At 51.5% G+C, this 18,496-nt stretch carries 19 protein-coding genes; 10 read left to right on the top strand and 9 right to left on the bottom strand.

Annotated elements, in window-relative coordinates; genetic code table 11:
* Positions 1-5: 5 nt before the first annotated feature.
* Positions 6-695 (bottom strand): 3-oxoacid CoA-transferase subunit A, encoded by a 690-nt coding sequence (locus U0026_RS11435; RefSeq protein ID WP_062773685.1) that lies wholly within the window; start codon positions 693-695, stop codon positions 6-8.
* 166 nt (positions 696-861) lie between these two features.
* Here U0026_RS11435 and U0026_RS11430 point away from each other — a divergent pair, with 166 nt between their 5' ends.
* Entirely contained in the window at positions 862-1,668 is an 807-nt protein-coding gene (locus tag U0026_RS11430) for an IclR family transcriptional regulator domain-containing protein (protein WP_062773687.1), read from the top strand.
* On the opposite strand, the gene smrA is transcribed toward U0026_RS11430, so the two are convergent.
* Entirely contained in the window at positions 1,665-2,228 is a 564-nt protein-coding gene (smrA, locus tag U0026_RS11425; protein WP_062773689.1) for a DNA endonuclease SmrA, read from the bottom strand. The two genes, U0026_RS11430 and smrA, sit on opposite strands and share 4 nt — an antisense overlap.
* Positions 2,229-2,796: 568 nt before the next feature.
* On the opposite strand from smrA, the gene ogt reads away from it, so the two are divergent.
* From ogt to U0026_RS11395, 6 genes are all read left to right on the top strand, one after another.
* Positions 2,797-3,312 carry a methylated-DNA--[protein]-cysteine S-methyltransferase gene (gene ogt, locus U0026_RS11420; protein WP_062773691.1) on the top strand — a complete coding sequence of 172 codons (516 nt, stop codon included), beginning with the start codon at positions 2,797-2,799 and terminating at the stop codon, positions 3,310-3,312.
* A 196-nt stretch (positions 3,313-3,508) separates the two neighbouring features.
* Positions 3,509-4,261 (top strand): fumarate/nitrate reduction transcriptional regulator Fnr, encoded by a 753-nt coding sequence (fnr, locus tag U0026_RS11415; protein WP_122983151.1) that lies wholly within the window; start codon positions 3,509-3,511, stop codon positions 4,259-4,261.
* Positions 4,262-4,531: 270 nt separating this feature from the next.
* A complete protein-coding gene (gene uspE / locus U0026_RS11410; RefSeq protein ID WP_062773693.1) occupies positions 4,532-5,482 on the top strand; it encodes a universal stress protein UspE in 951 nt (316 codons plus the stop codon).
* Between the two features lie 223 nt (positions 5,483-5,705).
* Positions 5,706-7,106, top strand: coding sequence for a cytochrome ubiquinol oxidase subunit I (locus tag U0026_RS11405; RefSeq protein ID WP_062773695.1), 1,401 nt, complete (start codon positions 5,706-5,708; stop codon positions 7,104-7,106).
* Positions 7,103-8,113 carry a cytochrome d ubiquinol oxidase subunit II gene (cydB, locus tag U0026_RS11400; protein ID WP_062773696.1) on the top strand — a complete coding sequence of 337 codons (1,011 nt, stop codon included), beginning with the start codon at positions 7,103-7,105 and terminating at the stop codon, positions 8,111-8,113. Before U0026_RS11405 ends, cydB begins: the two co-directional genes overlap by 4 nt.
* Positions 8,113-8,238: a DUF2474 domain-containing protein gene (locus U0026_RS11395; RefSeq protein WP_370922489.1), complete on the top strand. Its 126-nt coding sequence runs from the start codon at positions 8,113-8,115 to the stop codon at positions 8,236-8,238. The genes cydB and U0026_RS11395 overlap by 1 nt, the downstream gene beginning before the upstream one ends.
* Before the next feature lie 57 nt (positions 8,239-8,295).
* Here the strand turns inward: U0026_RS11395 and U0026_RS11390 are convergent, their stop codons facing one another.
* Positions 8,296-10,257, bottom strand: a complete 1,962-nt coding sequence (locus U0026_RS11390; protein ID WP_062773700.1) for a peptidase U32 family protein — start codon at positions 10,255-10,257, stop codon at positions 8,296-8,298.
* 196 nt (positions 10,258-10,453) lie between these two features.
* Positions 10,454-11,029 carry a helix-turn-helix domain-containing protein gene (locus U0026_RS11385; RefSeq protein ID WP_062773701.1) on the bottom strand — a complete coding sequence of 192 codons (576 nt, stop codon included), beginning with the start codon at positions 11,027-11,029 and terminating at the stop codon, positions 10,454-10,456.
* Between the two features lie 132 nt (positions 11,030-11,161).
* On the opposite strand from U0026_RS11385, the gene U0026_RS11380 reads away from it, so the two are divergent.
* On the top strand, positions 11,162-12,328 hold the full coding sequence (locus U0026_RS11380; RefSeq protein WP_062773703.1) for a benzoate/H(+) symporter BenE family transporter: 1,167 nt from the start codon (positions 11,162-11,164) through the stop codon (positions 12,326-12,328).
* Here U0026_RS11380 and U0026_RS11375 read toward each other — a convergent pair.
* Positions 12,305-13,180 carry a helix-turn-helix domain-containing protein gene (locus tag U0026_RS11375; protein WP_062773766.1) on the bottom strand — a complete coding sequence of 292 codons (876 nt, stop codon included), beginning with the start codon at positions 13,178-13,180 and terminating at the stop codon, positions 12,305-12,307. The two genes, U0026_RS11380 and U0026_RS11375, sit on opposite strands and share 24 nt — an antisense overlap.
* 182 nt (positions 13,181-13,362) lie before the next feature.
* Between U0026_RS11375 and U0026_RS11370 the strand changes: the two genes are divergently transcribed.
* Positions 13,363-14,262, top strand: coding sequence for a DMT family transporter (locus U0026_RS11370; protein WP_062773704.1), 900 nt, complete (start codon positions 13,363-13,365; stop codon positions 14,260-14,262).
* Between the two features lie 56 nt (positions 14,263-14,318).
* Here U0026_RS11370 and U0026_RS11365 read toward each other — a convergent pair whose 3' ends face one another.
* The 3 genes from U0026_RS11365 to tehA all read right to left on the bottom strand — a co-directional run bounded on the left by U0026_RS11365 (position 14,319) and on the right by tehA (position 16,731).
* Positions 14,319-14,987, bottom strand: a complete 669-nt coding sequence (locus tag U0026_RS11365) for a DUF3313 domain-containing protein (RefSeq protein WP_062773706.1) — start codon at positions 14,985-14,987, stop codon at positions 14,319-14,321.
* A gap of 146 nt (positions 14,988-15,133) precedes the next feature.
* Positions 15,134-15,730 (bottom strand): tellurite resistance methyltransferase TehB, encoded by a 597-nt coding sequence (gene tehB, locus U0026_RS11360; protein ID WP_062773707.1) that lies wholly within the window; start codon positions 15,728-15,730, stop codon positions 15,134-15,136.
* Positions 15,730-16,731, bottom strand: a complete 1,002-nt coding sequence (tehA, locus tag U0026_RS11355; RefSeq protein ID WP_062773709.1) for a dicarboxylate transporter/tellurite-resistance protein TehA — start codon at positions 16,729-16,731, stop codon at positions 15,730-15,732. Before tehA ends, tehB begins: the two co-directional genes overlap by 1 nt.
* A 212-nt stretch (positions 16,732-16,943) precedes the next feature.
* Here tehA and ydcK point away from each other — a divergent pair, with 212 nt between their 5' ends.
* Positions 16,944-17,924 carry a YdcK family protein gene (ydcK, locus tag U0026_RS11350; protein WP_062773711.1) on the top strand — a complete coding sequence of 327 codons (981 nt, stop codon included), beginning with the start codon at positions 16,944-16,946 and terminating at the stop codon, positions 17,922-17,924.
* Here ydcK and rimL read toward each other — a convergent pair.
* Positions 17,919-18,470 (bottom strand): 50S ribosomal protein L7/L12-serine acetyltransferase, encoded by a 552-nt coding sequence (gene rimL, locus U0026_RS11345; protein ID WP_062773712.1) that lies wholly within the window; start codon positions 18,468-18,470, stop codon positions 17,919-17,921. The genes ydcK and rimL overlap by 6 nt on opposite strands.
* Positions 18,471-18,496: the final 26 nt, after the last annotated feature.

Genomic DNA, 18,496 nt, shown 5'->3' with positions numbered 1-18,496 from the left:
GTTCCTTAGGCGCGCAACGCCTGGCAAGTGAGAGACTCCAGCGAGAAAACGCGCTGGACGAAAATGCCAGGCGTGATGATATTTTCCGGATCCAGAGAGCCCAGGGTGACCAGATTAGTCACTTCAGCAATGGTGGTTGTCGCCGCGGTGGCCATGATGGGGCCAAAGTTGCGCGCCGCTTTGCGATACACCAGATTGCCCCAGCGATCGCCTTGATGGGCTTTGATTAGCGCAAAGTCGGCTTTAATCGGATATTCAAGCACGTAGTGGCGACCGTCAATTTCGCGCGTTTCTTTGCCTTCTGCCAGCGGAGTACCGTAGCCTGTGGGGGTAAAAATAGCGCCAAGTCCTGCGCCAGCGGCCTGAATCCGTGCCGCAAGGTTACCTTGCGGCACCAGCTCCAACTCAACTTCACCACGACGGTAAAGCGCATCAAAAATCTGCGAGTCGACCTGACGGGGAAACGAGCAGATCATCTTGCGTACTCGCCCGGCTTTCAGTAGCGCCGCCAGACCAATCTCACCATTGCCCGCATTGTTATTGATAATGGTCAGGTCACGCACGCCCTGTTCAATCAAAGCGTCGATAAGCTGTGTCGGCTGCCCCGCAGGCCCGAAGCCACCAATCATGACGGTGGCTCCATCGTTGATTCCGGCGACGGCATCCGCCAGCGTCGATACACTTTTATCAATCATCAGGTGCTCCTTGATGTGCGGTTATCGCACTAATTTTCGTTGTTCGCACAAAATGTGACCCGCTTAACGATGTCGGTCAAGGGCGATAATCGAAATATGGTGCGATAATCGAACATCATGTATGTTTAGCGTAAGAATGTGATCGGCAGCATAAACGGAGAGAAAAATGGAGAAGCATCCTGATGATATTTTGACGGGCGATACAGACCCGTTTAAAGGCGATCCTAACTATATGGCCTCGTTGGCACGGGGGCTTGAGGTTATCCAGGCTTTTACCCCGCAGCGTCGGGTACTGTCGATTTCACAGATCAGTCAGAAGACCGGGATCCCACGCGCGGCGGTGCGCCGCTGCCTGTATACGCTGGGTAAACTCGGTTTTGTCTATGCAGAAGACGGCAAGAATTTTCAGCTGCGCCCACGTATTTTAGCGCTTGGTCATGCCTGGCTGGCCTCTACGCCGCTGGCGCGTTCGGCCCAGCCGGTACTCAAACATTTAAGCGAAATGCTAAATGAATCATGTTCAATTGCCACACTTGATGGCGACGATATTCTCTATATTGCCCGAGCATCCAGCTCGCGCATTATGACCATTGATCTGGATATCGGCAGCCGCCTGCCCGCATGGTCAACCTCGATGGGACGCGTTCTATTAAGTCACCAACCCGAAGAAAAACTCAACGATATGCTGGCCCGCGTAACCATGATCCGCTATACCCCACAGACAATTTCGTCCGTCAGCAAGTTGCGCAGTGAGTTAAAAACCGTGCGCGAGCAGGGTTATGCGCTGAATGATCAAGAGCTGGAGATGGGTTTACGTTCGCTGGCGGTACCGCTTTTTAATACGCAGGGACAAGTGGAGGCTGCCCTCAACGTGGGCGTTCACGCCGGGCAAGTTTCCGCTGCCGAGCTATTGGAGCGGGTGCTACCAGAGCTGCAAAAAGCGGCCGCTGAATTGACATTGTTAATGCGTTAGCGGCTGCGTTTGGCGTGCCGCTCGCCATTTTCCTGACTGGCGGCCGCCGATTTTCGTAACGCGACATAGCACGCTCCGCTGCCGCCATGATGTGCCAGGGCACAGCAGAAGGCCTGCACATCATCAAATTCGCTTAGCCAGCGGGCCAGATAGCTGCGGATAATATTGGCATGCGAACCATCCTCCCTGCCCTTACCATGGATAATCAACAGGTTGCGTAAGCTATCGCACTGGGCCTGATGGATAAACGCAAACACCTGCTGGCGGCACTTTTCAACCGGCAGGTGCACCAGATTAAGACTGGCCTGCTGGCTGTACTTACCCAAGCGCAGTTTGTCGAGAACGCCAGTTTGCAGCCCTTCACGTTTAAATTCGAGCGGCGTACCCAACGGTATGATGTCCAGAAAATCGGTGGTGAGGAAATTATCCAGCTGTAATAAATCTATCTGCTGACGAGTGCGAAGGTTACGGGCAGGCTGCCAATGAACATCATGGCATTGCTTCAGCGGCTGGACATTCTCCATGGCATCGAGAAACAGTGATTTTTCGTCAAAATTCATGTGAGATCCCCCGTAACAACTGACCGATACTATAGCCGCGTAGTAAGACTCGCTCAATTCGTTTTGCCGATGGTCAAAAAAGCACCACAAGGGATATTTTCAAAGCGAATATATTAACCCCCGCTTAAAGATAATAAACCGTTCATTAAAATAAGTCCTGTCTGACAACTTCGTGAAATATATCACTTAGATTTATCTGGAAATTACGCAAAGAACCGTTATAAATAGTAATACCCGCTGTGCGGAGCAAAATGTGGGAAATGGGACGGATACAACTGTGTGGTTGCTGCGGGGTCTGGCGATGTCGACAGGCCTCGTTTTTTTATTATTGAGAAACCTATTTTTCCTCTGCACTTCAACCTGTTAATTCAAAAACCCTGTTAATTAACCATTATTCGATAACCTTATTTCATATTGTTTATTTTTAAATTTAATTGTTGTCATTGATATAAAGCTATAATAATTCCGTTATTTTTATAAGGTTATACGTTTGAGGTATAGGGCCGACGTCCCTTTGCGTGATAAGGTGTCAGGCAAGAATATTTCGCTTAACCGAATGAGAATGCGCATGTTGACGTTGCTCGAAGATAAAATTGCCACTCCGCTTGGGCCGCTGTGGATCCTTTGTGATGAAGATTACCATCTCCGTGCCGTGGAGTGGGAAGAGCATAGCGATCGTATGGAACAATTGTTGGATATCCATTATCGTGCTGAGGGATACACGCGAGTAGCCTCCAGCAATCCGGGGGATTTAAGCCAGCAATTAGCGCAATACTTTGAGGGCGATCTGGCAATTATTGAAACGCTACCGACAGCGACTGCGGGAACCGCCTTCCAGCGCGAAGTATGGCAAGCACTGCGTTCGATTCCCTGCGGTCAGGTGATGCATTATGGTCAGCTTGCCGAGCAGTTAGGACGTCCCGGTGCTGCGCGGGCCGTGGGCGCAGCGAATGGTTCGAACCCGGTGAGTATCGTGGTGCCTTGCCATCGCGTCATTGGCCGCAACGGTACAATGACGGGTTATGCGGGTGGCGTGCAGCGTAAAGAGTGGCTTTTACGTCATGAAGGCTACTTGCTACTTTGATGTTCTGTGCCCTTTTCGCCGCGATCTGCAACGTGGGTTTATGATGCGCTTTTGGATTTTTTGATATATATCAAATGTATACATGCCAAAAAAGAGTATCCCTTTTTAATCTTGGGTGAATCCCCACGCCGAGACTTACTTGCTCACCAAAAAGATGTTAAAATTGACTAATATCAATTACGGCTTGAGCAAACCTATGATCCCGGAAAAGAGAATTATACGACGCATTCAGTCTGGCGGTTGCGCTATCCATTGTCAGGATTGCAGCATCAGTCAGCTTTGCATCCCGTTCACTCTTAATGAGCATGAGCTTGATCAGCTGGATAATATTATCGAGCGCAAAAAGCCCATTCAGAAAGGGCAGACCTTGTTCAAAGCCGGTGATGAACTGAAATCTCTGTACGCGATTCGCTCCGGTACGATCAAGAGCTATACCATCACCGAGCAAGGTGATGAGCAAATTACCGGCTTCCATCTGGCAGGTGATTTGGTGGGCTTCGATGCCATTGGCACCGGACATCACCCGAGTTTCGCGCAGGCGCTGGAAACTTCAATGGTTTGCGAAATTCCATTTGAAACGCTGGATGACCTTTCCGGTAAAATGCCAAATCTGCGTCAGCAGATGATGCGTCTGATGAGCGGTGAGATCAAAGGCGATCAGGATATGATCCTTTTGCTGTCGAAGAAAAATGCGGAAGAACGTCTGGCGGCATTTATCTATAACCTGTCTCGTCGTTTTGCTCAGCGTGGCTTCTCTCCGCGTGAATTCCGTCTGACAATGACTCGTGGCGATATCGGCAACTACCTCGGTCTGACCGTTGAGACCATCAGCCGTTTGTTGGGGCGTTTCCAGAAAAGCGGCATGCTGGCGGTGAAAGGTAAATACATCACTATTGAAAATAGCGATGCGCTGGCGGTGTTGGCGGGACATTCTCGCAACGTCGCATAACGATTCTCGCTTACTGTCAGTGTGCAAAAAACCCCGGTAATTCGGGGTTTTTTATTGCCAGAAAAATGCGTCTTCCAGCCCCGCTGATTCTCCTGTCACCCTCTTCCTCACCGTTTCAGAATGCCGTAAGCTTTGCCCATTAAACAGATTCTGCTCAATGAGTATTTATCCTGATTTATTGATCTGGCAATGATTCCCCCCTGTTTCAATCGCATTATATGAGTTATCTTTTACTGACAAACTGTGGTTACAGCTGTAAGGAGACCCTGTATGGCCAAGTATCAGAACATGCTCGTTGCTATCGATCCCAATCAGGACGATCAACCCGCGCTGCGACGCGCTGTTTATCTACATCAACGGATTGGCGGTCGCATCAAGGCATTTTTGCCGATCTATGATTTTTCCTATGAGATGACCACCCTTCTTTCTCCTGACGAACGCACCGCAATGCGTCAGGGCGTCATTAGCCAGCGCACCGCATGGATCCGCGAGCAGGCGAAATATTATCTGGATGCCGGTATACCACTTGATATCAAAGTGGTTTGGCACAACCGTCCGTTCGAAGCCATTATCCAGGAAGTCATCAGCGGAGGTCATGATTTACTGCTGAAAATGGCACACCAGCACGATAAGCTTGAGTCGGTTATCTTCACGCCAACCGACTGGCACCTGTTGCGTAAATGCCCATGTCCGGTGTGGATGGTAAAAGACCAACCGTGGCCGGAAGGTGGCAAGGCGCTGGTTGCGGTTAACCTTGCCAGCGAAGAGACATACCACAATGCGTTGAATGAAAAACTGGTCAAAGAGACACTGGAACTTGCCGATCAGGTCAACCATACCGAAGTCCACCTGATTGGCGCCTATCCGGTTACGCCAATCAATATTGCCATTGAACTGCCTGATTTTGATCCAAGTGTTTATAACGATGCGATTCGCGGACAGCACCTGCTAGCGATGAAGTCGCTACGTCAAAAATTCAGCATCGATGAGAAATTCACCCACGTTGAAAAAGGCTTACCGGAAGAGGTGATCCCTGACCTTGCGGCACATCTTGATGCAGGTATTGTTGTCCTGGGTACCGTTGGCCGTACCGGGATTTCTGCGGCATTCCTTGGCAACACGGCAGAACAGGTCATTGATCACCTGCGTTGTGATCTGCTGGTGATTAAGCCGAATGACTACCAGACGCCTGTCGAGATGGATGACGAAGAAGACGACTGATCATTACGTTTGTTGAACCATTCCTCTAGCTACTGACGCCCCCCCTCCCTTTTTCAGGGAGAGGGGACTGAATCGTGCAATATTTCTACGCAGTGCAAACAATGTTTCCTGCTAAATCCCAAACTCCCCAACTGTTATCACTTAATACTGCCCGACTGTCTCTCCCCCCTACTTCCCCAGCCGCTTAAAATCAGGCCGAGTTTTTCATCTCCACGGAGTTTGCATGTTAGGTCTTGATGCGTTTCACCTCGCAAGAATTCAGTTTGCGTTTACCGTTTCATTCCATATTATCTTCCCCGCCATCACCATCGGTCTTGCCAGTTATCTGGCGGTGCTGGAAGGCTTATGGTTAAAAAACCGCAATCCGGTCTGGCGTTCCTTGTACCAGTTCTGGTCGAAGATTTTTGCCGTTAACTTTGGTATGGGCGTGGTGTCCGGCCTGGTGATGGCCTATCAGTTTGGTACCAACTGGAGTGGTTTCTCCCAGTTTGCAGGCAGCATTACCGGCCCCCTGTTAACTTACGAAGTGCTGACTGCCTTCTTCCTCGAAGCGGGTTTTCTGGGCGTCATGCTATTTGGCTGGAATCGTGTCGGGCCGGGGCTGCACTTCTTCGCGACCTGTATGGTTGCGCTGGGCACCATTATTTCGACATTCTGGATCCTCGCCTCAAACAGCTGGATGCAAACACCGCAAGGATATGAAATTGTGGGCGGTCAGGTGGTGCCGGTTGACTGGTTTGCGGTGGTGTTTAATCCATCATTCCCCTATCGATTGTTCCATATGTCCATCGCCGCATTTTTGAGTAGCGCACTGTTTGTCGGTGCGTCGGCAGCGTGGCATCTGCTGCGCGGCAATCAGACTCCCGCCGTGCGCATTATGTTCTCAATGTCGCTATGGATGACACTTATTGTCGCGCCAATTCAGGCGATGGTTGGCGACATGCACGGGCTGAATACGCTTAAACACCAACCCGCAAAAATTGCGGCAATTGAGGGACATTGGGAGAATCAGCCCGGTGAACCAACACCGTTACTGCTATTCGGCTGGCCGGATATGGAACAGGAACGCACACGTTATGGACTGGAGATCCCGGCTCTCGGCAGCCTGATCCTCACTCATAGCCTGGATAAACAGGTTCCGGCATTAAAAGAATTCGCCAAAGAAGACCGGCCTAACTCCACCATCGTTTTCTGGTCATTCCGCATTATGGCGGGGTTGGGCATGTTGATGTTGCTGTTAGGCGTGATGGCGCTCTGGCTACGCTCGCGACAAACGCTGTATACCTCACGTCCGTTCTTGTGGTTTGCGTTGCTGATGGGGCCATCGGGTCTGATCGCTATCCTTGCCGGTTGGGTCACAACAGAGGTGGGCCGCCAACCCTGGGTAGTGTATGGACTTCAGCGGACGGCCGATGCCGTTTCGGCCCACGGAACGTTGCATATGAGTATCAGCTTATTGACGTTTTTCGTGGTCTACACCTCGGTATTTGGCGTTGGGTACAGCTACATGGTACGCCTGATTCGCAAAGGCCCTCAGCCGTTCACGCCGCCTCCTCACGGCACGCCATCCCGTCCGTTGTCTGCGGCAATCACCCCGAATGAACAACTGGAGAACCGCTCATGACTCTCGATTTATCCGTTATCTGGTTCGTCATTATCGTATTTGCCACGCTGATGTATATCGTCATGGATGGGTTCGATTTAGGAATTGGGATCCTGTTTCCCTTTACCCGCAATGCCCAGCAGCGAGACCTGATGGTCAATAGCGTTGCACCCGTCTGGGACGGTAACGAAACCTGGCTAGTACTTGGCGGTGCGGGGTTGTTCGGTGCGTTCCCGCTAGCTTATGCGGTGATTATTGATGCGCTGACGATCCCACTGACGCTGATGCTGGTCGGTCTGATTTTCCGCGGTGTGGCCTTTGAGTTTCGCTTTAACGCAACGCCATCGCATCGCCCGTTCTGGGATAAGGCTTTTATGGGCGGCTCCATACTGGCCACCTTCTGCCAGGGTATCGTGGTGGGCGCAGTGATTAATGGCTTCCAGGTGAGCGGGCGCAGTTTTAGTGGCGGCCCGTTCGATTGGCTCACGCCATTTACCTTATTTTGCGGCGTAGGTTTGGTTGTCGCTTATGCCCTATTAGGGGCGACCTGGCTTGTGATGAAAAGCGAATCTGCGCTGCAAAACACGATGCGCAAAAACGCCCGTTCTCTGCTGCTGGCATTATTAGCCATTATCGCCGTCATCAGCCTGTGGACGCCGCTGCTACACAGCCAAATTGCAAGGCGTTGGTTTAGTCTGCCAAATCTCTATTACTTGCTTCCGGTTCCGCTGCTTGTCGTCGCCACCAGCGCGTTGCTTTGGCGGCATCTGGGACAAGAAGTCAGCCACGCACAACCGTTTATTCTGACGCTGGTACTGGTTTTCCTCGGCTTTAGTGGATTAGGGATCAGCATCTGGCCGGCGATTATACCGCCCTCAATCACCCTATGGCAGGCCGCTGCGCCCGTACAAAGCCAGGAGTTCATGCTGATTGGCGCGCTGTTTATTATCCCGGTCATCCTCGTTTACACCTTCTGGAGCTACTACGTATTTCGCGGCAAAGTTCCGCAAGATGAGGGGTATCACTGATGAAAAATATCTGGTTATCGCGTCTGATGTGGCTGGTTATCTTATGGGGCGGCAGCGTGCTGGCGCTGACCGTAGTGGGCGGTCTGTTTCGAGTATTAATGACCGCCGCGGGCTTTAAATCCTGAATAACGTGAATACACGGCCGGAAACGCTTTCGCTTACCGGCCGTTTGTAGCTCTGGATTAGCTTCTGCGCTTAGGCAACGTTTTAAGCAAATCATCCGGACTCACTGAGGCCACGACGCTTCCTGGCAGCGGCATTTTTAGTATGTGATTTTTCATTTTACCAATGACGTGCATTTCACAGGGCCGACAATCAAATTTCAGCGTCAACACGTCATCGCCGTTAATCAACTGCATCGGCGTAGCTTTCCAGCTCTTAATCGATCCCTTCGCCTGTTTCGGGCAAAGATTAAAGGCAAAGCGCAGACAGTGCTTGGTGATCATCACCGACACTTCGCCCTTCTCTTCGTGAGCTTCATAAGCCGCGTCAATAAGTTGTACACCGTAGCGATGGTAAAACTCGCGCGCTTTGTGGTTGTAGACGTTGGCGAGGAAGCTCAGTTGGCTATCCGGGTAAACCGGCGCTGGATGGGTTACTGGCTTACGACTGCCGCGTTGATAGCGATCCAGTCGCGCCAGGCAGAGCATTTCAACCGTTTCACGTCGCAGTTGATTGAGCATACTGTTTGGTACAAACAGCGCCTGCGGCAATAGCACTTCCACGTTGCGGGCGTAGTACGGCGTTTGCCCCAGTTTTGCGAGACCATCTTGCAGTTGGCTTAATGCTTTTTCAGCATTGCTGGCCGTCGCAAAATCACCTTCTAAGCTATGAGTCACGCATGCACCGTCTTCACTGGTCATCGTCAGGACGAGCTGTTCCTGCCAGCCAGACAGCGCGATATCAACCGCAATCCGTCGTTCACTGGACGTTTTGAGTAACGCTTGTTGCCAGTTATGGTCAAGGTTGCGATTCAGTACCTGATTTGGGCGAACTTTGTAGAGATCGGCGGGCATTTCATTGGGCTTAACGCGGTAACGATTTTTACCGATTAATTCCACCGTATTCGCACGAAAACCGACAATTTCGCGCTTAATCAGCACATTCAGTCCATCGCCATTGGCTAACGGTTCGCTCACTTCAACATCCAGCGTATCTTTATTGACCTTCAGGACTTCACCTACCGGTAAACCAATAAACTTTGGTGAATCGAACGCACCGATATTCATCTGCCGCTGGTTAACAAAATAGTCGGTACTGCCGCGATGGAAGGTTTTATCCGTGGATGGAATAAAGAAATGCTCGGTGCGCCCGGCTGAAGAACGCATGAGATTGCCACGTTCTTCAATCAACGCATCCAGCATCTGACGATAATGCGCGGTGATGTTTTTTACGTAACTCATGTCTTTATATCGTCCTTCAATTTTGAAGGAGCGAACACCTGCGTCTATAAGTGCAGCCAAATTCGCACTCTGATCGTTATCTTTCATCGACAACAGATGTTTTTCAAAAGCAACCACGCGCCCCTTATCATCTTTCAGGGTGTATGGCAGTCGGCAAGCCTGCGAGCAGTCCCCCCGGTTGGCGCTGCGCCCGGTCTGCGCGTGGGAAATATTGCACTGACCGGAATACGCCACGCACAACGCACCGTGAATAAAGAATTCAATGGTGGCATCAGTGGCATCATGGATGGCGTTAATTTGCGATAAATTCAGTTCCCGCGCCAACACAATCTGGCTAAATCCAACATCGGAGAGGAATTTTGCTTTCTCAACGCTGCGAATATCGCACTGGGTGCTGGCATGCAGTTCGATAGGTGGAATATCCAGCTGTAAGATCCCCATGTCCTGCACAATCAGCGCATCAACACCGGTTTCATATAAGTTTGTAATCAGCTTCTGCGCGGGTTCAAGCTCATCATCATGCAAAATGGTATTCAGGGTGATGAAGATTTTGGCACCATAACGGTGGGCAAACGGCACCAGTTCAGCAATGTCCTGCAAGCTATTGCTGGCGTTATGGCGGGCACCAAAACCCGGCCCGCCAATGTAAACCGCATCGGCACCGTGGAGAATGGCTTCGCGGGCAATAGCCGTATCACGAGCCGGACTGAGGAGTTCAAGATGAGCGTTCTGCTGGCGCATTCTATCGGGCTTATCCAGTAGCATTACAAAAGGTGTGGCTATTGTATCCAGAAGCCACGGCGGACGAAATCATTTCCCCGCGACACGCCATGAATAGCTTATTTTCAACAACCTATTGCCGAAATGGGCATTTCTCCTCCCGGCAAGAGTGCGATAGAGTCAGCCTCGTATTCCGGACTTCCTCGTAACGGCTACGTTATGATTCATTGTCGTGATTTGCCGCAGGCTTGCCTGCGGCTTTTTCTTTGGGGTAATGGATAATAGAGTGAAAGTGCGCGGTCTGCTCGCCGCTGTTGCGGTAAGCGTGAGCCAGATCGCCTGCGAAACGTAATCCTTCACCCGGCGCGAGCGACTGCCATACTCCCTTCACCCACATATCCAACGTCCCGCTTATCACCACCACATGTTCAATCACCCCTTTTTCATGCGGCGTTGATTCGCTTACTGCACCTGGCGCCAGCGTAATTGAAAAGTGGTCAAAGCAGAGTTGTTCATCCCAGGGGAATACCGGAGTGATAACCATCGCCTGTTGTTGCGGGTCAAATGCCAGCTCATCGCCCGGTTCCGGGGGCGTGATAAAGACCGAGAACGGCACATTCAAACCGGTGGCAATTTTCCATAACGTCGCCACGGTTGGGCTGGACTCATTACGTTCTATTTGCCCCAGCATTGCCTTCGAAACACCGGTCTCTTCCGCCAGTTTCGACAGGCTCCAGCCTCGCTGCTGACGCTGCATTTTCAGCGTTGCCGCCAGGTGTTGCGCAATATTCATTCCACCTCCGTTCGGTTACCTCTTGCCAGTATACCGCACTCATCGCACCACGTTTAGAAAATGACCTGGAGGTTGTACGTTATAACGCACAGTGATACTGTGTATGGACGCTATAACGCACAAGAGACACCTATGCGATTTTCATTCATCCCTTTTCCCACCGTCCTGGCCGGTTTTGTTGCCGTGCTGGTCGGCTACGCCAGCTCCGCGGCAATCATCTGGCAGGCGGCAGCGGCGGCAGGTGCCAGCGCATTACAAATATCCGGCTGGATGACCGCCCTTGGCCTGGCGATGGGGGTCAGTACGCTGGTGCTGACGCTGTGGCGTAAAGTGCCCATTTTAACCGCATGGTCTACGCCTGGCGCGGCGCTATTAGTGGGCAGTTTACAAGGCGCAACGCTAAATGATGCGGTCGGCATTTTTATCTTTGCCAACGCCTTAATCGTCCTCTGCGGTTTAACCGGCTGGTTTGCCCGGCTGATGAAATTGATCCCCCATTCGCTGGCGGCCGCCATGCTGGCAGGTATTTTATTACGTTTTGGTTTACAGGCTTTTAGCACCCTTGAGGGGCATCTGATCTTGTGCGGCAGCATGCTGGTCGGTTGGTTGCTGTTTAAAGCGCTGGCGCCGCGTTACGCGGTTGTGGCAGCGCTAGTGGTGGGAATGGTTGTCGCCGCACTAAAAGGTGACATTGTCACGCAATCGCTAAGCACGGCCATTGTTATGCCACAGTTCATCACTCCGCATTTCTCTATCACGGGGTTACTCAGCATCGGTATTCCGTTCTTTCTGGTGACGATGGCCTCGCAAAATGCGCCGGGGCTGGCGACGTTACAGGCTTCCGGTTACAAGGTCCCCGTTTCACCGCTGATTGTAATAAGCGGCGCATTCGGCCTGATACTCGCCCCGTTCGGTGTTTATTCCGTGTGTATAGCAGCAATTACTGCCGCTATCTGCCAAAGCCCCGATGCGCACCCCGATCCGGGCAAACGCTGGCTTGCGGCAGCGGCTGCCGGGGTTTTCTATCTGATTGCGGGAGTATTTGGCGGGTCGATTACGGCACTGATGGCCGCATTACCGGCAGTATGGATTCAGATGCTCGCCGGGCTGGCGCTGCTCGGTACGCTGGGCGGCAGCCTGTTCCAGTCATTAAACGTGGCGGGTGAGCGCGATGCCGCTATGGTGACTTTTCTGGTAACCGCCAGCGGCATTACATTGGCAGGTGTGGGTTCAGCCTTCTGGGGATTAGTGATTGGCGGCGCCAGTTTTGTGTTGCTATCGCGCACTGCTCGACCGTAGTTGCGATGGCGTGACCCCATTCGCGGCTTTAAAGCGGTTGCTAAAGTGACTGGCGGAGCTGAAACCGCAGGCGAGCGCAATGTCAGTCAGCGGCAGTGCGCTGTGCCGTACCAACTGCTGTGCTTTATCCATCCGGCGCTGCATCACATATTGGTGCGGCGCTAAACCCACTGACTGACGAAACATGCGCGCGAAGTGATACTCGCTCAAGCTCGCTTGCCCTGCCAGTTCAGCCAGCGTTAACGGCGTAGCCAGGTGAGCATCAATATAGTCCAGCGTGTGTCGCAACACGGCCGGTGACAATCCACCGGTCACCGTCGGTAACCGCCACTGGACATTAGAATAGTGCTGTAAGAGGTGCGTTAATAACAGCGTGCTGGCGCTACTCAGCGTCAGCTGGTTCGCCGGTTGCTGCCAGTCGTAGCCCAACAAAAACTGGCGGTACAGCAACGTGATTTTTTCATCGTCGCCAAATATTTGTTCGTCGAGCATTATAGACGCCGGACTGCGATCCCAGATTTGTTCCCCCACCTGACGCAAATGCGCATCGGTGCAGTAAAGATGCACAAAGGACAGGTCGCCACGAATGTCCCATGTCGATTCGCTATCCTCCGGCATCAGGCAAAAACGGTCTGGTCCACCGCCATTTTTCCAGCCATGCGGTGTTTTCTGGTAGCTTTCATAGCCATCTGCGACGTACAGACTCAACGTGTGGTGATCGCTTTGCACCGTCAGGGTATCGCATTTGTTGTACCAGGCTGCTAGCTGAATCCCGGAATTAAGCGCGACGGTTCCCCTCAGAATGGCATTCTGACTTTGTAGTCGTTCGAAGGTCGCATAGGTTTGAGTCATTAACATCTCGGCCACAATAATCCACGTCCCAGTCTAGAGTTTGTCCTACCCCGATACCAGCATTCTCAGCCGCCCGTTGATGAAAAACCGCAAGAATATGCAAGTCATTGGCAACCTGCTGCAAGCGGGTCCGCCCCAGTCACGGCAGACTGAATGTTTCAGAATTATTGATATGAGGCATTATGAACGCACTGCTCTATGCGCTGGTCGTGGTTATCTGGGGAACGACGTGGATTGCCATCTTTTTACAACAAGGGCCGGTACCAGAGGCGGTATCCATCTTCTGGCGCTTTGCTATTGCCAGTATCGCCATGCTGACAATATTGCTGTGTTTACGGCGTCTGCGCCCACTGTCCCTGCGCGACCATCTGTTTTGCGTATTACAGGGTTGCTGCGTATTCGGCTTCAATTTTTTGTGTTTTTACACCGCGGCAAAATGGATAAATACCGGACTGGAATCCGTCATTTTCTCGATGGCGGTATTATTTAATGCCATCAACAGTTTTCTATTTTATCGGCAGGTACCGCCGAAGCGCTTTTATTTTGCCGCCCTCCTGGGGTTGGGCGGAATTATCACGCTTTTCTGGCAAGATTTGCAGGCCGTTGGAATCAGCAGCACGCTGCTGGCGGGGATTTTGCTTAGCGCACTGGGCACCTACGGTTTTTCTCTGGGGAATATGCTCAGCCTGCGCCATCAGCGCCGAGGACTGGAGACACTGACCACCAACACTTGGGCAATGCTCTATGGCACCGTCATTATCGGCATTGTCGCGCTGGTTCGTGGCGATAATTTTACGCCGCAGTGGACGTTCAGCTATATGGGCGCACTATTCTATCTGGCTATTTTCGGCTCGGTGATAGCCTTTGGCGTCTATTTCACTCTGGTCGGCCGCATCGGCGCCAGCAATGCTGCGTATAGCACCCTGCTATTTCCCCTTGTTGCACTAACATTATCGACAATTTATGAAGGTTATCAGTGGCACGCTAATGCCATTATTGGGCTGGTGTTGATTCTGCTGGGCAATCTGGTGATGTTCGCCAGGCCGCAACTGTGGCGAATACCGTTCGCCAGCCGCGCGTAACGCAATAAATAAGGGGCGCACCTGAGTGTCGCCCCTTATTTTGTCATGATATGAAATTACTTCTGTGATGGGTCAAATTTCACCGCATCAATAGCCATATCATCAATAACCTGCTTCAGCGTCTCCAGCGTCAGCTGTGCGTTAGAGTTGGACAGATCTTTTCCTTCTCCCTTACGGACAACTTTAATCACCGGCTTATTAGTTGCAGCATCGATAAGCTCTGCTTCAAAGTACAGGTTGGTGTTCATTGTACGGTGGCCAGTTGCCGCTTCAGTACCCGCTACGACCAGCGCGATTGGAACCACTTCATAGAACTGCAGCCCTTCTTTGCTTGAGTCAACTGCGGTAATAGCGCCACGGAAGATCAGACTACGCGGGCCTGTCTTTGTCGCCAACGGTTTACGCTCGCTAATCGATTGTTTCAGCTCGGTGTTGGTATAAGTGAGGATATCGGACAGCGCTTTTTCCCCAACCTGGGTGGTTGGTTTTGGCACTGGATAATAGGTCACAGGGTTATAGACGACATTATCGTAGTTAGTCCCTTTGTAATCTGGAGAGATCCAACGCAGTTCCGTTTTTCCCGACGCCGTGGTCGCTTCCTGCAGACCGGAATAATCTTTTAAAAATCCTGAAAACTGTTCTGGAGTTGTGGTCTTGGATGCACAGCCTGCTAATGCCAGAACGCCCACAAGGGCAGCCGCTTTGAAAAACGCTTGAGTACGCATGAGAATAATCCCTGATAAATGCACAAATGCCAGTAAGTTATAGCAAAAGAATCAGGAGTTTGTCGCGGCAAATATGGAGCTTGCTCTCATTATTTATATAAATGATTCATGCAATAACGGGCTTTCGCCCGTTATATAAATACCAGTTATAATTCTTTGCGAGCAAGCATTGTCGCAAAGCGTAGTTTAATACGATTGCCGTTTTCGTCTGTACGATGCAGTTCACCCACATCTTCGTTATATTTCAGTAAATCCCAACCTTCGTAGTAGTTTTTCAACTCACCGGCTTTAAAGGCAAACGGGAAACCGACGGTACAAGGGAAATCATCGGTATCCATCGCCGCGACAATCAGGTTATAACCGCCAGGTTTCGTGCAACGTTGCATGTTAGCAATCAGCCCCGGAATAGTCTTAGCCTCAAGAAACATCATCACCACGGTAGAGAGAATAAAATCATATTCACCGTCAAAGCTCAGCGCATTAAGATCTTTTACCTCTGCTTGCAGGTTTTCCAGCCCTTCGCTATCACGGATGGACAGCAGGTTTTTGATGCTCATTGCGTTCTTATCCCACGCCGTCACATCATAGCCATTAGCCGCCAGATACAGGCTATTGCGACCATTGCCGCAGCCGAGGTCGAGCGTTTTACCCGGTTTAATCAACGTTGCTGCGTGCACCACATCAGAATGGGTACGGGTCATGCCATATTTTTCAGTGAAATAGTTTTCATCACGAGTGGTCATTATTCATCCTTCGGTTTCATCAGTGTCGACGCGGCAACACGGGTCAAAAGTTTACCCTGAAATAGCAGGTGCAGCGTTTTTAGCAGCAGCAGGCCAATCACGATATTGGTGAAAATAAACAGCGGCATCGCCAGATTATGGAAAAAACCAGCGTCACTGGCGTGGCCAAGATGCAGCCCAGTAGACGCTAATGCAGAGATACCGAACGAGAAGCTCCAGAACGAGGCGTTAAAGGCCTGACGTAAGTACCACGGCATTAGACGCAGCATAAACAGCAATTGCAGCAGACCGTAGCCAAACAACATTTTGGCAAACACATCCGCATGACCGCCGTTCACGCTAAGCCACGCATTACACGCCACCAGCGCAGGGGCCAGTTGAATCCCCAGTGAAGTTCGCAACGGCACAGAAAGCGTCCCGCCGCTACGTAAGCGCTGGACAATCGACGGCTCAAGGGTCACCCAGGAAATCACTCCTGCGCCCAGAAACACCAGGCCTGCATCATTGAAGCCCAAAGCGCCACAGGCCATCGCGCTAATAAAGTTATTGGCCACGGTCGGTAAATACAGCCCCGGCGTAGTGGCATCTGCCGGATGCTCGCCGCGCCAGAGCCCGGCGGTTTGCCAGGCGGCATAGCCCAGTTGAAGTACCACGCCAATGCCAAATAGCGCTAACGCCAGAGGACGTGACCACGGCGTTACGCCAATCGCCACAAGCATCGTGGTCGCGGGAAACAGACTGACAAAGCTGCTGGCAATAGGATGGTGCATCTCCTGCCAGACGCTATAAGGGAATCGCACTGCGCGCGTCAGAAATGCCAGCGTTAACAGTGACCACATGGCAATAGCCAGAACAACCAGTGCATCACCAATCGCGTGGCTGACGGGTAAAATGGTGCTGGCATAACGCCAGGCAAAACCCATACCAATGGTGCCCAGCACCATGCCAAAGTAGCCTGCCGGAAGGTTTAGCACGCGAACATCGTTATTTTCATTATGCATTTTGTTTATTTAATCAAATACTCTTTAAGTTGCATTTTAAATGATTCTTTATATCTGCGCCAGTCAGAAACAAAGTATCGATTAACCGGCAGTCTAAAGTGCCAGATTTGTTACGGCAATTCCCCCCTTGTTTGTATCGTGTTATCGCGCAGAAAAGCCCTGTCTGTTCAGCATTTGCTACAGTTAACGATAAGCATATTCCAGGGGCGTCCATGAAAAAATTCCGTCTGAGTGAGGAGAGTCGTACCGTACACATTGGCGCTCCCGGGGGAAAGGAGAGCCGGTGCGTACGGCAAATTATCGCCCTGCGCGATTTTTCCGACGTCACAGCCGGTACGCCCGGCGGCTGGCTTGACGATGAGCAGGCACTCAGTCACGACGGTGATTGTTGGGTGTATGATGAAAATAGCCTGGTTTTTGCCGGAGCGCGCATTGAGGACAACGCCCGATTAACCCATCCCTGTGAAATCAGCCATCATGCGATAATTGGCGGTAATGCCTGGGTTGATACCAGCAACATCAGCCATCATGCCCGTCTCAGCGGCGATGTGTCCGTGCAGCATTCGCAAGTCCACGGCGTGTGCCATCTTTTTGGCCATGCCCATATCAGCGAATACAGCCAAATTATCGGCGCAAAAGGCTTAACCGCCGAACAAGACCGTGAACTGCAAATATATGACCACGCCCGTCTGCGCCACTGCCGGGTGGTTCATCAGGCGCAAATCTACGGTAGCGCCTGGTTGCTTCACGCTTTTGTCGAACACCGTGCGGAGATTTACGATAACGCACGTCTGGAGGGCAATGAAGAGAACAACATCTGGGTCTGCGATTGCGCGAAAGTGTACGGCTTCGCGCGGATTATCGCCGGATCAGGCGACGATGAAATCCCCACATTACGCTACAGCGCGCAGGTTGCCGAACATGCACGGATTGAAGGAAACTGCGTGCTGAAGCACCATGTCATGGTAGGTGGAAATGCCCAGTTGCGCGGTGGCCCCATCCTGTTGGACGATCACGTACTGATTCAGGGCGAGGCACAGATTATGGGCGATGTGCTGATTGAGCATCACATTGATATTACCGACAGCGTGGTGATTGAAGCATTACCGGGAGAAGCCATACATCTGCGAGGGCGTAAGGCTTTCACTGGGGCACAGCATATTACCCGCACCCCGTTGTTTGGCAGTCTATAGCGCGGCGTTATCGATAATACGCGCGTAGATATTCTGGTCGTGAAATTTGTCGTTAAGAAACTCAGCCTGACGCAAACACCCTTCAAGCTTAAAACCGTTGCGCTGAGCCACCCGATTGCTGGGTAAATTATCCACTCGACATTTGATCACAAAACGGCGGATTTCGCCGCTGTCCGTGTAGTAATCGATAAACGCCTGTAACGCGGCGGATAAAATGCCCTTCCCCTGTGCCGCTTCATCCAGCCAATAACCGATATAGCCCGTCTTATTGGAAGGTTCTATCTGGTTAAAGGAGAGCACGCCTACCATCTTCTCTGCGTCAAAGATCAGGAACATTTTAGCGATACCACGCTGATGCAGCATCATGTTGCCCTGCACGTTCTGACGGGTATCTTGCTCTCCTGTCACGAACTGCGGCCAGTTTAGCGTTTGTTGCAACCAGGCTTTATTTCGCAGCACCAGTTGGTGCAGTTCGCTGATATGGCTTTCGTTTACCGCCTGGAGAGAGAGCGTATCATTGACGGTGATGATTTCTGAGGGAGTCATGTTCAGGGGTCCAGTCAGGCGTAGAA

Origin of the sequence: Kluyvera intermedia (genome assembly GCF_034424175.1) — a bacterium.
GTDB classification, from domain to species: Bacteria; Pseudomonadota; Gammaproteobacteria; order Enterobacterales; family Enterobacteriaceae; genus Kluyvera; species Kluyvera intermedia.
This window is presented reverse-complemented; position numbering and strand designations above follow the sequence as displayed.

Bases quoted from the DNA above. Each gene is read 5' to 3' on its own strand.
- U0026_RS11435 (WP_062773685.1), bottom strand. From the start codon at position 695: ATGATTGATAAAAGTGTATCGACGCTGGCGGATGCCGTCGCCGGAATC.
- U0026_RS11430 (WP_062773687.1), top strand. From the start codon at position 862: ATGGAGAAGCATCCTGATGATATTTTGACGGGCGATACAGACCCGTTT.
- smrA (WP_062773689.1), bottom strand. From the start codon at position 2,228: ATGAATTTTGACGAAAAATCACTGTTTCTCGATGCCATGGAGAATGTC.
- ogt (WP_062773691.1), top strand. From the start codon at position 2,797: ATGTTGACGTTGCTCGAAGATAAAATTGCCACTCCGCTTGGGCCGCTG.
- fnr (WP_122983151.1), top strand. From the start codon at position 3,509: ATGATCCCGGAAAAGAGAATTATACGACGCATTCAGTCTGGCGGTTGC.
- uspE (WP_062773693.1), top strand. From the start codon at position 4,532: ATGGCCAAGTATCAGAACATGCTCGTTGCTATCGATCCCAATCAGGAC.
- U0026_RS11405 (WP_062773695.1), top strand. From the start codon at position 5,706: ATGTTAGGTCTTGATGCGTTTCACCTCGCAAGAATTCAGTTTGCGTTT.
- cydB (WP_062773696.1), top strand. From the start codon at position 7,103: ATGACTCTCGATTTATCCGTTATCTGGTTCGTCATTATCGTATTTGCC.
- U0026_RS11395 (WP_370922489.1), top strand. From the start codon at position 8,113: ATGAAAAATATCTGGTTATCGCGTCTGATGTGGCTGGTTATCTTATGG.
- U0026_RS11390 (WP_062773700.1), bottom strand. From the start codon at position 10,257: ATGCGCCAGCAGAACGCTCATCTTGAACTCCTCAGTCCGGCTCGTGAT.
- U0026_RS11385 (WP_062773701.1), bottom strand. From the start codon at position 11,029: ATGAATATTGCGCAACACCTGGCGGCAACGCTGAAAATGCAGCGTCAG.
- U0026_RS11380 (WP_062773703.1), top strand. From the start codon at position 11,162: ATGCGATTTTCATTCATCCCTTTTCCCACCGTCCTGGCCGGTTTTGTT.
- U0026_RS11375 (WP_062773766.1), bottom strand. From the start codon at position 13,180: ATGACTCAAACCTATGCGACCTTCGAACGACTACAAAGTCAGAATGCC.
- U0026_RS11370 (WP_062773704.1), top strand. From the start codon at position 13,363: ATGAACGCACTGCTCTATGCGCTGGTCGTGGTTATCTGGGGAACGACG.
- U0026_RS11365 (WP_062773706.1), bottom strand. From the start codon at position 14,987: ATGCGTACTCAAGCGTTTTTCAAAGCGGCTGCCCTTGTGGGCGTTCTG.
- tehB (WP_062773707.1), bottom strand. From the start codon at position 15,730: ATGACCACTCGTGATGAAAACTATTTCACTGAAAAATATGGCATGACC.
- tehA (WP_062773709.1), bottom strand. From the start codon at position 16,731: ATGCATAATGAAAATAACGATGTTCGCGTGCTAAACCTTCCGGCAGGC.
- ydcK (WP_062773711.1), top strand. From the start codon at position 16,944: ATGAAAAAATTCCGTCTGAGTGAGGAGAGTCGTACCGTACACATTGGC.
- rimL (WP_062773712.1), bottom strand. From the start codon at position 18,470: ATGACTCCCTCAGAAATCATCACCGTCAATGATACGCTCTCTCTCCAG.